This window comes from Kordia jejudonensis (assembly GCF_001005315.1).
GTDB classification, from domain to species: Bacteria; Bacteroidota; Bacteroidia; order Flavobacteriales; family Flavobacteriaceae; genus Kordia; species Kordia jejudonensis.
Window position 1 is genome coordinate 25,353 of sequence record NZ_LBMG01000022.1, and the last position, 13,471, is coordinate 38,823.

The following is a 13,471-nucleotide window of genomic DNA, read 5'->3' on the forward strand; positions in this document are numbered from 1 at the left end:
ATGTCAATATTAAGGGGCAAAAAAGTACTATTAGGCGTAACCGCTGGCATTGCCGCTTATAAAACAGCTTCACTTGTACGGTTATTCATAAAAGCAGGCGCAGACATCAAAGTGGTGATGACGCCTGCTGCAAAAGACTTCATTACACCGTTAACACTCTCCACACTTTCAAAAAATCCTGTTCATTCCACTTTTACGAATGAAAGCGATGAAAATGATATGTGGACAAATCATGTAGAACTTGGTTTGTGGGCAGACTTTATGTTGATTGCGCCAGCAACAGCAAATACAATGTCCAAAATGGCTACGGGAAATAGTAACAACTTACTATTGGCTACCTATCTATCTGCAAAATGTCCTGTATATTTTGCGCCAGCAATGGACTTAGATATGTACAAACACGATTCTACGAAAAATTCCTTTGAAAAATTAACCAGTTTTGGAAACATCATGATTCCTGCGACAAGCGGAGAATTAGCCAGTGGTTTAATGGGAGAAGGAAGAATGGCAGAACCTGAAGATATAATTAGCTTTATTGAAAATGATATCTTAGGAAAGCTTCCGCTGAAAGGAAAAAAAGTGGTAATTACCGCAGGACCAACATACGAAACAATTGATCCTGTGCGTTTTATTGGGAATCATTCGTCTGGAAAAATGGGCTTTGAATTGGCGCTAACTGCCGCAAAATTAGGTGCTGAGGTTACGTTAATTGCTGGGCCAAACAATCAACACATACAACATTCATTGGTCAATGTAGTCAATGTCATTAGTGCGGAAGACATGTATAATGCGGCGCACAATGATTTTCCATCAGCAGATATTGCTATATTATCTGCCGCAGTAGCCGATTATAAACCAAAAGATGTTGCGACTCAGAAAATAAAAAAGAACGATTCATCGTTAACTATAGAATTGATCAAGACAAAAGACATTCTAGCTTCGTTAGGAGACATCAAAAAAGATCAGTTTTTAGTTGGTTTTGCATTAGAAACAAACAATGAACTCGAAAATGCAAAAGGAAAACTTACCCGAAAGAATTTAGACATGATTGTGTTAAATTCATTAAATGACAAAGGTGCAGGATTCGGAAAACCAACAAATAAAGTTACAATTATTGACAAAAAAATGAATACCTTAGCTTTTGGGTTAAAATCGAAAGCTGAAGTAGCCAACGATATATTTAGTGAAATTTTAAAACGAATCAATGCGTAATCTTGTTTTAAGTATCTTATTATTTGGTGCTGTATGTTTTGCAACAGCGCAAGAATTAAACTGTCAAATCACGATTGATACACAACAAGTCAATCAGACAAATCAGCAAATTTTTAGAACGTTAGAACGTTCCTTAAACGATTTTGTAAATAAAACGCAGTGGACAAATAAAGATTTCAAACCCGAAGAACGCATCAATTGTAGTATGGTTATCAATGTGGCTGAATACAATTCAGATCAATTTGTAGCTACAATTCAAGTGCAATCATCACGACCAATTTACAATTCGTCATTTGAGTCGCCAGTATTCAACTTTAACGACAGACAATTTCGATTTGTCTATCAAGAATTTCAACCTATTGTATACAATCCAAATGCATTTACCACCAACTTAGTAGCTGTCATTTCATATTATGTATATGTTATCTTAGGAATAGACGCCGACACTTTTAAACTTCGTGGCGGTTCAGAATATTTTGCACAAGCACAACAAATCGTAAATCTAGCACAACCAAGTCCTTTCTTAGGATGGAAAGAAGCAGACGGAAATCGTACGCGTTGGTTGTTATTAGATAACTTGCTCAACAATACACACAAAGAATACAGAATGGTAATGTACAATTATCATAGAGTAGGAATGGATTTAATGGCAGATGATACACGAGCCGCAAAAAGTACCATTGCAAACAGTTTGGAACTGTTTAAAGCCTTAAACAGTAGACGTCCAAACTCTTTCTTACTACAAACATTTTTTGATGCAAAAGCAGAAGAAATTGAAAGTATTTATTCTGGTGGACCTAAAGTAAACATTGTCAACTTGGTAGAAACGCTGAATAAAGTGGCGCCATTTCATGCAACAAAATGGGGAAAAATTAAATTCTGATTCTTGCAAAAATCTAATGCAATAGTCTATTTTTGTACTTGATTATTTTCACACAATAAATACAGTTGCATTGCTCACACAACTATCTATAAAAAACTTTGCGTTAATTGATTCTTTACAAGTAAAATTTGATAAAGGATTGACAATTATTACAGGAGAAACTGGTGCAGGGAAATCTATTTTACTCGGTGGTTTGGCATTAATATTAGGAAAACGTGCCGATTTATCTTCACTAAAAGATACAACACGAAAATGTGTGATTGAAGCCGAATTTGCAATCAAAAAATACAAACTCAAGCACTTTTTTGAAACCCACGATCTCGATTACGATCAACACACCATTATACGACGGGAAATATTGCCTTCGGGAAAATCAAGAGCATTTGTAAACGATGTTCCTGTGCGTTTAGATGTGCTAAATGCGCTTGGCGATCGGCTTATTGACATACATTCGCAACATCAAACTTTACAATTGACCGATAATCAATTTCAATTTCAAGTCATTGATACCTTGGCAAATGTTATGGAAGAAGTAGTTTCATACCAAACTGTACTCAGCGAATATCAAAAAAACACCAAAGCGCTTCAAACCATACGTCAACAACAAGCCGATTTAGAAAAAGAACATGATTATAATATGTTTCTACTCAAAGAATTGGAAGAAGCAAAATTGGAAGGTTTGGTATTGGAAGATTTAGAAACACAATACGAACGTTTGAATAATGCGGAAGACATCAAAACAAATTTGAGCGCTTCCGAACAATTACTTTCAGACGAACAAGTTGGAATCTTAAACCTGCTCTCAGAATTGCAAATCACTTCTGGAAAGTTGGTAGACATTGCGCCTGAATTTCAACAATTGGCAGAACGCATTAAAAGTTCCTACATCGAATTGGATGATATCTTTTCAGAAATTGTAAATCTACAAGGTGATGTAGAATTCAATCCTGAACAATTAGAAGAAATAGCGGCAAAGCTTCAAAAAATATTTGATTTACAAAAAAAGCACAATGTACTAAGCATTGAAGAATTGCAAAGTATTCAGTTTGACCTAGCAGAAAAAGCAGAAGTTTCTGAAAACATTGATGAAGTTATTCAAGCAAAGGAAAAAGAATTAGAAGCATTTGCACAACAGTTAAAGCAACTTGCAGCGACAATTCATCAAAAACGTATAGCAGGAATTCCGTTACTTACCGAACAGTTGGAAACGATGTTAGCAACCTTAGGCATGCCAAATGCGCGTTTCAATATACAACTATCACAAACCGATCAGTTTTACGCTAATGGAATGGACGATTTGCAATTTCTATTTGCAGCGAACAAAGGCGGAAACTTTAACGAATTGAAAAAAGCGGCTTCAGGTGGAGAACTCTCACGTGTAATGTTGTGTATCAAAGCAATACTATCGAAGTATATGCAGTTGCCAACCATCATGTTTGACGAAATTGATACGGGAGTTTCTGGAGAAGTAGCTAATAAAATGGCGAAAATAATGCAAAACATGGGGAAAAGCATGCAAGTATTCTCCATTACACATTTACCACAAATTGCTGCCAAAGGAAAGCAACATTTCAAAGTATACAAACAAGACGTAAACGAAGTAACCACTACATATTTAAAAGAGTTGAGTGACGATGAGCGCGTTAGAGAAATAGCGCAAATGTTGAGCGGCGCCAAAATATTAGATTCGGCTTTAGCCAATGCCAAAGAACTATTGAAATCATAAAACGGAATATTCAATACAATCACATCGTTCAATTAAATCTTTTACCATATATTTGAGCTACCAAAACAACTAAAAACGACTAAAATTAACTAGCATGTCATATAACTTATTAAAAGGAAAAAGAGGAATCATATTTGGTGCTTTAGACGAAAATTCTATTGCATGGAAAACGGCTGTACGTGTACATGAAGAAGGTGGAACATTTGTACTTACCAACGCACCAATTGCAATGCGTATGGGGAAAATTAGAGATTTAGCAGAGCAAACAGGTTCTGAAATCATTCCAGCAGATGCTACAAGTACAGAAGACCTTCAAAACTTAGTTGACAAATCAATGGAGATTTTAGGTGGAAAAATTGACTTCGTTTTGCATTCTATCGGAATGTCTGTAAATGTTCGTAAAGGACGTCACTATACAGACTTAAACTACGATTGGATGACGAAAGGTTGGGATGTTTCTGCGGTATCTTTTCACAAAGTAATGCAAACATTATACAAATCTGACGCGATGAGCGAATGGGGAAGTATTGTAGCGTTAACTTACATGGCTGCGCAACGTACATTTCCAGACTATAATGATATGGCTGACAACAAATCGTACTTGGAATCTATTGCGCGTAGTTTTGGATATTTCTTTGGGAAAGACAAAAAAGTACGTGTCAACACAATTTCTCAGTCGCCAACACCAACCACAGCAGGACAAGGTGTAAAAGGATTTGACGGTTTCATTTCATACGCTGAAAAAATGTCTCCACTAGGAAATGCCACTGCGTTAGATTGTGCAAACTACACCGTAACGTTATTTTCAGATTTGACAAAACGTGTAACGATGCAAAACTTGTATAATGATGGAGGATTCTCAAACACAGGAGTAAGTCAGGAAGTAATTGAAAGATTTACAGAAGAATAAACACAACATACTTCTAAAACATAGTAAATGTCTCTAAAATAATTTAGGGACATTTTTTTTGGTTTAAATTTTCACAGAAAAACACAAATGATATCGTATTCAAAAATATATTCTTTCTCTCGTATTGACGCTTGTTCAAAGATGATTTTATAAAAAATAATATAGTTAAAAAACGGTGCTAATAGCCATAAAATCATAAACGAACAATTGATAATCAAACGGATACATCTAATTTAATTTGTAAAAGAACATATCTTTTAATAGCTTAGGCGTCTCGAACTCAACTTTTAAGCAACCTAAAACCGACTATGAATAAACTAGTACGTTTCTTCAGCATCTGTTGTATTTTAATATTTTCAACTAAAATCTGCGCACAAGCATACTTTACAGATCAAGCGACAGCGCTTGGAGTAGGCGACTTCAGCGGCACAATTTTCTTAGGAGGAGGCATCTCTTTTTGTGACTTTAATAATGATGGATGGGATGATATTACCATTGCAACGCAAAGTGGCGATCCCGTAAAAATTTATAAAAACAATGGAGACGGAACTTTTTCTCCAGAAACTACATTAGTGCCAAATAATACTGCACAACAAAAACAAGTCATTTGGGTAGATTTTGATAACGACGGCGACAAAGATTTATTTGTAGCGGGCGATGTAGATGGAAGTCGTTTCTACAGAAATGATGGAACACAACTAACAGACATTACAGTCGCTGCCGGATTTCCAACAGAACCACAAGATAATTATGGTGCGTCGTGGGGAGATTACAATAATGATGGATATTTAGATGTATTTCTTTGTAACAGAGGTGCAAACATTCCGCAACCCAACTATTTATATAAAAACAATGGAGATGGAACGTTTACAAATGTAAGTGCTGCGGCTGGTATTGATGCTGGAAGTCACTTGTCATTCTGTTCCGCGTTTTTTGATTACAATAATGATGGATGGCAGGATATATACATGGCAAATGATAAAATCAACACTACAAACATACTATATAAAAATAATGGCGATGGTACATTTTCAGATGTTAGTGAAGAATCAGGAACAAATATTGCTATTGACGCAATGTCAGTGACAATTGCCGATTTTGATGGCGATACATGGTTTGATATCTATGTAACCAATGGAATTCCTGGAAACTATCTGTTGCGAAATAATGGCGATGGAACATTTACGAACATTGCGAATCAAACTGGTACAATGTTTAACAGTATTGCATGGGGAGCAGTATTTCTAGACGCTGAAAATGATGGAGATTTAGACTTATATGTAAGTGGAGCATTTGATGGAAGCAACGCATCCTACTTATCTGCGGCTCTTTACACAAATAACAATGCAGGAACATTTAGCATTGCAAACAATTCAAGCTTTCAGAACGATACAAGAGAAAGTTATGCAAATGCAATTGGAGATAGTGACAACGATGGTTTTCCAGAAATTATAGTAAGTAATTCTGGAGGCGACAATATCTTTCTATGGAAAAATGAAACGACAGATACAAACAACTGGCTAAAAGTAAATTTGGAAGGTGTTGTAAGTAACAAACAAGGAATTGGTGCTACAATCGAAATAAATAGTGGAGGCGTATCACAATATAGATACACAGTTTGTGGAGAAGGCTATATTTCACAAAACTCAAGTACAGAATTTTTTGGAGTGGGCACAAATGCAGTTATTGATTATGTTCAAGTAACTTGGTTAGGCGGCGCGCAAGATATCTTATATAATGTAGTGCCAAATCAGACACTAACAATTTTAGAAGGTAGTAGTCCATTAAACACAGAAGAATTTGAAACAAATAATACAATACGAGTATACCCAAATCCAACCACTGGAAAAATTTGGATTCAAAATACTACAAATAATGTACACGAATATGTGGTATTTGACAGTAGAGGAGTACAGGTAAAAAAAGGAAAAATACATCAACAAGATTACATTAATCTGAATACTTTATCTTCAGGCTATTACACACTAAAAATAACAGGGAAAAAAGGAGTATTTACTAAAAAAATAATGTTAAAATAATGTAAAAAAAAAAGGTGAAAAAAACGCATTAAAAGGTTTCTTGTCGTTTAAAATGCTCGTTTCGTCGACATTTTCGTGGTTGATCCAAAAAAAATGTAGTTCTTTCGCTGATATTCAACTAACTAACTAAAAACTAACTTTTATGACAAAAATTACACTTAAAATCTGTATGATAATGTGTTTATTGGGTACCTATGTAGGGATCTCACAAACATTAAATCAAGCCGCGAGTTGGCCTAATGCAGCCTGGACACTTTCTGGGTCGTATACTGCGGGAGGATTATTATCTGATCCAACAGGAGCAGGTACCACTTTTACATGGGATGATGACGCAGCTGGTAATGGTTCTGTTGATAATCTCATAGCAACTTCACCAGTAATCGATCTTACTGCTGCAAGTGGAGCTGGAGAAACGTGGATTACTATCAACAGTACATTTACATACAGAGCCCTTGGAGGTGATGTATTAATTATTGAAACGTATGATGCAGATGCTATGACGTGGTCTACATTATATACGTTTAGCGGAAACACAACTACAAGTGACTATCAAGATTGTTTAGTTGTAGATGCGTATACAACGCAAGTACTCGACATCTCTGGATTTACGGCTACACAATTGTCAGGATTTCAATACCGTATTTCTTACGATGACCAAGGTGGATGGCAATGGGGATGGTGTATAACTTCACCAACCATTACATCGGCGGCACCGCCATCATGTATTGATCCTTCAATGTTAACTGCTACAAGTATTACAGATACAACTGCTGACTTAGGTTGGACAGAAAACGGAACTGCAACTGCATGGAATATTGAATTAGTTACTAGTGGCGCAGCAGCTACAGGAACACCTACAGCTTCAGGAGTTGCCAATCCATACATGGCTACAGGACTTACAGCAGATACATTATATGATTATTATGTACAAGCCGATTGTGGACCAGGAGGAATATCTGCTTGGGTTGGCCCTTTTACATTTAGAACAGCTTGTGTAGCAATTGCAGCCGCATACACAGAAGACTTTGAAACTTTCACACCAGCAGTAGATGCCGCATTTGTAGCAGAAAACTGTTGGACAGGAAGTAACACTGGGGTATCATACTTTTGGGAATCTGCAGCTGGTACAGATGCAGGATCAGGAGGAACAGGACCAGATCCTTCAATCACAACAGGAAATTACTTTTATACAGAAGCATCAGGCGCAAGTAACGGAAATGTTACTGAATTAGTTTCTCCATTAGTAGATTTAACAGCATTAACGGCACCAGCTTTGACATTTAATTATCATATGTATGGTGTACAAATAGGTACTTTAGACGTAATTGTTAATGGAACAACTACAGTTTGGACACTAAGTGGACAACAACAAGCCACAGCAACGACTCCATGGGAATTAGCAGTTGTTGATTTAGCTGCATATGCAGGACAATCAATCACTGTAACATTTAGAGGAACGGCAGTAGGAACTTTTGAAGGAGATATTGCTATTGACAATATTTCATTCACAGAATTACCTTCATGCCCGCAACCAAATGCATTAACAGCTACTACGATTACTGATACAACAGCTGATCTAGGATGGACGGAAAACGGAACAGCTACGGTTTGGGATGTTGAAATCGTTGATGTAACAGCAGGAGGAATGGCAACAGGAACACCAACAGCTTCAGGAGTTACAAACCCTTATGCAGCAATGGGACTTACACAAAATAACGATTACTCTTTTTATGTAAGATCCGACTGTGGAGGAGGAACATTATCGTCATGGGCTGGACCATTTGCATTCACAACTTTAGAAACGTGCCCAACACCTTCAGGGTTAACGGCTACGAATATTATGGAAACTACTGCTGACTTAGGTTGGACAGAAAACGGAACAGCAACGGCATGGAATATTGAATTAGTAGACCTAAGTGCTGGCGGAACTGCTACAGGTACTGCAACAGCTACTGGAATCATGAATCCGTATATGGCAACAGGATTAGTAGGAGATAATAGCTATGAATTCTATGTACAAGCTGACTGTGGAGTTGATGGCGTATCTGCTTGGGCAGGACCATTTGCATTTGATACACCATATGTAGCTGTACCACCATCGTGTACTAATGATACATTTTTAGATTCAGGAGGAATGTCAAATGATTATTCAGACGATGAAAATATTACCTACACTATTTGTCCAGATAATGCTGGAGATGCAGTAACCGTAGAATTCACTTTCTTTAATACAGAAAATGATGGACCTGCTGGCTGTTGGGATGGATTAACAATTTATGACGGAGCAGACAATTCAGCAACAGCAATTCTTCCGCCAGGAGGTGGATTTGTCTGGTGTTGGGATGAAAATGATATACCAGCAGAAGGAACAGGAGATTTAGAAGGTATGATGATTACTTCTTCGGATGCTTCAGGATGTTTAACGTTTGTATTTACATCAGACACTTCAGTAACAAGACCAGGATGGGAAGCAAATATTGCATGTAACCCATTATCTGTTGAATCTGCAGAAGTTAGAGGTTTCGTACACTATGTTGACACGGTAAATAATAGCTTTAACGTAAATGCTCAAAGTAACATTGACTCAATTGAAGTATATAACTTAGTAGGACAAATCATTACAACTGCTAAGCCAAATGCTAATTCAGGAGCTGCATATTTAGGTTCAGCTAAAAATGGCGTTTACTTTGCAAGAGTAACCTTAGAAAATGGAAGAACTTCCACTGTAAAATTTGTGAAGTAATCTTATTTAAAACATATAATATCATTAAAAGCTGTTCTTCATTGGACAGCTTTTTTTGTTTCTATAATATAACACAATATAAAAATGGACAATAGTAAGTAATGTCTATTTTTTTAATTGATTATATTGGTAAATTGAGTATATTTTCTTTCATATGCTATTGAAAAAAACCTCTTTTTAAAATACAATAAACACAGATCACTTTATCCCCTTGATTAAATGTATTTTATATCTAAAATAATTCTTATATTTATCCCACTAACTAACTAAAACGATGTACATGAAAAAAACTACAATTAAAGTTTTGTTTATGATGTTTTTTGCTATAACCTATTCAGGGTTTGCGCAAACATTAAATCAAAATGCGATGTGGCCTAACGCAAACTGGTCACTAACAGGGACTTACAATGCGGATCCATCAGCTCTTGAAGCAGATCCAACAACTTCTCCAAACTTTGCTTTTGATGATGACGATGCAGGAAATGGAAGCGATGATGATATTGCTGCTGAATCACCAATAATTGACTTAACCGCGGCACATACCGCAGGAGAAACATGGATTACAGTTTCAGGAAACCTTGTTTATAATTATAACAATGATGATATTCTTCAATTTGAATATTGGGATGCAGATGCAAGTACTTGGAATGTATTCAGTGGACCTATTGATGCTGATACTACTACTGCTCCAACCGATAATTTCTGTTCAGGAACCGCGGAAGCTTACACAACAGATGTTCTTAACATCGTAGGATTTACGCCAACTCAATTATCGGGCTTTAGATACCGAATTTATTTTGATGATTTAGTAGGTGCTGCAGGATATGAGTGGGGATTTTGCTTCGATGCTCCAACCATTACTTCGGCAACACCACCATCTTGTCCAGATCCATCTATGTTAACAGTGTCAAACATCACTGATACTACGGCAGATTTAGCATGGACTGAAAGCGGATCAGCAACTGCATGGGATGTTGAAATAGTAACTACTGGAACGCCACCAACAGGAACGGCAACGGCAACAGCAGTTTCAAATCCATATACAGCAACTGGACTTACAGAAAATACAGAATACGATTACTATGTTAGAGCTAACTGTGGTGTTGATGGAACTTCAGCATGGATCGGCCCTTTGACATTTAGAACAGCTTGTGCTCCAATTGCTGCACCATATAGCGAAAATTTCGAAACATTTACAACTGGAGGAAGTGCATTTATTTATGAAAACTGCTGGACAGGAACTGGTGGAGGATATTACTGGGAATCTGCTCCAGGTGATGATGCAGGATCAGGCGGAACAGGACCAGATCCTTCAATTACAACAGGAAACTACTTTTATACAGAAGCTTCCAATGGATCAAGTGGCGATACAACTGACTTAATTTCTCCTTTAGTAGATTTAACAGCATTGACGGCACCAGCATTAACATTTAACTATCACATGTTTGGTGGACAAATAGGAACGTTAGACGTATTGGTAAACGGTACAACAAATGTTTGGACTTTATCAGGAGAACAGCAAACTAGCGCAACGGCTCCATGGGAAATTGCAGTGGTTGATTTAGCTGCGTTTGCTGGTCAAACAATATCAATTACATTTAGAGGAACAAGCGCAGGAACATTTGAAGGAGATATCTCAATTGATAATGTGTCATTTACTGAATTACCATCGTGTGCTGCGCCAAATGCGTTAACAGCAACAAATATTACTGGTTTCTCTGCTGATTTAGGTTGGACAGAAAACGGAACAGCAACAACTTGGAATATTGAACTCGTAGATATTACGGGTGGAGGAACAGCGACAGGTACTGCTACATCAGTAGGAGTTACCAATCCTTTTAGTGTTACAGGATTAGATCCGTCAACTGATTACGAATACTACGTTCAAGCAGACTGTGGTGTAGATGGAACTTCTGCTTGGGTAGGACCATTCTCATTTACGACTACAGTAGCATGTCCTGAACCTACAGCATTAACTGCAACAAACGTTTTGACTGAATCTGCTGATTTAGGATGGACCGCTGGAGGATCAGAAACATTGTGGGATATTGAAATCGTAGATATCACTGCTGGAGAAACAGCAACAGGAACAGCTACGTCAGAAGGTGTTACAAATCCTTATAATATTACTGGACTTACAGAGGACAATGTATATGAATTTTATGTAAGAGCAGATTGTGGAGCTAACGGTACTTCTGTTTGGGCAGGACCATTAACTTTTGCGACAGCTTGTGCAGCAACGACTGCGCCATATACAGAAGACTTTGAAACATTTACAACTGCAGGAACTGCATTTACGAATGAAAACTGTTGGTCTGCAACTGGTGGAGCATATTATTGGGAATCTGCACCTGGTACTGATGCTGGATCAGGAGGAACAGGACCAGATCCTTCAATTACAACAGGAAACTACTTCTACACAGAAGCATCTGCTGGAGCTTCTGGAGATATAACAGACTTAACTTCGCCGTTAGTAGACTTGTCAGGATTAACTGCACCAGCTTTAACATTTAACTATCACATGTTTGGAGGTCAAATAGGAACGTTAGATGTATTGGTAAATGGAACGACAAACGTTTGGACACTAAGTGGTGAACAGCAAACTTTGGCAACGACTCCATGGGAATTAGCAGTTGTTGATTTGGCTGCTTTCGCAGGACAAACTATATCAGTGACATTTAGAGCTACAAGCGTAGGAACATTCGAAGGAGATATCTCAATCGATAATGTATCTTTTGAAGAATTACCTGCTTGTCCAATACCAAATTCATTAACAGTTGCAAATATTACAGATACTACTGCAGATTTAGGATGGACAGAAAATGGAACAGCTACGGCTTGGGATATTGAAATCGTTGATATTACAGCAGGAGGAATGGCAACAGGAACACCAACAGTTTCAGGAGTTACAAATCCTTACACATCTGTTGGACTTACACAAAATAACGATTATTGTTTTTATGTAAGAGCTGATTGCGGAGCAGCAACATTTTCTGATTGGGCAGGACCATTCTGCTTTACAACTTTAGAAACGTGCCCAGCACCTTCAGGGTTAACTGCTACAAATATTATGGAAACTACTGCCGACTTAGGTTGGACAGAAAACGGAACATCAACTACATGGAATATTGAATTAGTAGACCTAACTGCGGGAGGAACTGCAACAGGAACTGCAACAGCTTCAGGAGTTACTAACCCGTATACAGCAATGGGCTTAGTAGCAGATAGCAACTATGAATTCTATGTACAAGCTGATTGTGGACCAGATGGTGTATCTGCTTGGGCAGGACCATTTGCATTCGCTACACCATATGTAGCTGTACCACCAACATGTACTAATGGTACGTTCTTAGATTCAGGAGGAAGATCAGGTGATTACTCAATTAATGAAAATATTACGTATACCATTTGTCCAGATATGGCTGGAGATGCTGTAACTGTAGAATTCACTTTCTTCAGCACAGAAAATAATGGAGCTACTGCTTGTTGGGACGGATTAACAATTCATGATGGAGCAGACGCTACAGCAACAACAATTGATCCTCCAGCAGGTGGAACAATCTGGTGTTGGGATGAAGATGACGTACCAGCAGAAGGAACAGGAGATTTAGAAGGTATGATGATTACTTCTTCAGATGCTTCTGGATGTTTAACATTCGTATTTACATCTGACACTTCAGTAGTAAAAGATGGATGGGAAGCTGATATTACGTGTGCACCTTTATCAGTAGATTCTTTTGAAAATAGAGGTTTCGTACACTATGTTGATACAGTAAACAATAGCTTTAATGTGAACGCACAAAGTAACATTGACTCAATTGAAGTATATAACTTAGTAGGACAAATCATTACAACTGCTAAGCCAAATGCTAATTCAGGAGCTGCATATTTAGGTTCAGCTAAAAATGGCGTTTACTTTGCAAGAGTAACCTTAGAAAATGGAAGAACTTCCACTGTA

General features: G+C 37.4%; 7 protein-coding genes. All 7 read left to right on the top strand.

The features are described from left to right. Positions 1-1,212: a bifunctional phosphopantothenoylcysteine decarboxylase/phosphopantothenate--cysteine ligase CoaBC gene (gene coaBC, locus AA089_RS11900; RefSeq protein ID WP_046757179.1), complete on the top strand. Its 1,212-nt coding sequence runs from the start codon at positions 1-3 to the stop codon at positions 1,210-1,212. Beyond that, positions 1,205-2,095 carry a type IX secretion system protein PorD gene (porD, locus tag AA089_RS11905; RefSeq protein ID WP_046757180.1) on the top strand — a complete coding sequence of 297 codons (891 nt, stop codon included), beginning with the start codon at positions 1,205-1,207 and terminating at the stop codon, positions 2,093-2,095. The genes coaBC and porD overlap by 8 nt, the downstream gene beginning before the upstream one ends. A 70-nt stretch (positions 2,096-2,165) precedes the next feature. Then, positions 2,166-3,821: a DNA repair protein RecN gene (gene recN, locus AA089_RS11910; protein ID WP_046757181.1), complete on the top strand. Its 1,656-nt coding sequence runs from the start codon at positions 2,166-2,168 to the stop codon at positions 3,819-3,821. A 94-nt stretch (positions 3,822-3,915) separates the two neighbouring features. Further along, positions 3,916-4,731 (top strand): enoyl-ACP reductase FabI, encoded by an 816-nt coding sequence (locus tag AA089_RS11915; RefSeq protein WP_046757182.1) that lies wholly within the window; start codon positions 3,916-3,918, stop codon positions 4,729-4,731. A gap of 308 nt (positions 4,732-5,039) precedes the next feature. Continuing rightward, the gene (locus AA089_RS11920) at positions 5,040-6,770 is read left to right on the top strand and encodes an FG-GAP-like repeat-containing protein (protein WP_046757183.1); all 1,731 of its coding nucleotides are present in this window, start codon (positions 5,040-5,042) and stop codon (positions 6,768-6,770) included. A 142-nt stretch (positions 6,771-6,912) separates the two neighbouring features. Further along, positions 6,913-9,513 (top strand): T9SS type A sorting domain-containing protein, encoded by a 2,601-nt coding sequence (locus AA089_RS11925; RefSeq protein ID WP_046757184.1) that lies wholly within the window; start codon positions 6,913-6,915, stop codon positions 9,511-9,513. A 280-nt stretch (positions 9,514-9,793) separates the two neighbouring features. Continuing rightward, the coding region (locus AA089_RS23675) for a fibronectin type III domain-containing protein (RefSeq protein ID WP_162200439.1) at positions 9,794-13,471 on the top strand (3,678 nt) is incomplete at its 3' end.

Excerpts from the sequence above, each read along its gene's own strand:
- AA089_RS11915 (WP_046757182.1), top strand. The coding sequence starts at position 3,916 with ATGTCATATAACTTATTAAAAGGAAAAAGAGGAATCATATTTGGTGCT.
- AA089_RS11920 (WP_046757183.1), top strand. The coding sequence starts at position 5,040 with ATGAATAAACTAGTACGTTTCTTCAGCATCTGTTGTATTTTAATATTT.
- porD (WP_046757180.1), top strand. The coding sequence starts at position 1,205 with ATGCGTAATCTTGTTTTAAGTATCTTATTATTTGGTGCTGTATGTTTT.
- AA089_RS11925 (WP_046757184.1), top strand. The coding sequence starts at position 6,913 with ATGACAAAAATTACACTTAAAATCTGTATGATAATGTGTTTATTGGGT.
- coaBC (WP_046757179.1), top strand. The coding sequence starts at position 1 with ATGTCAATATTAAGGGGCAAAAAAGTACTATTAGGCGTAACCGCTGGC.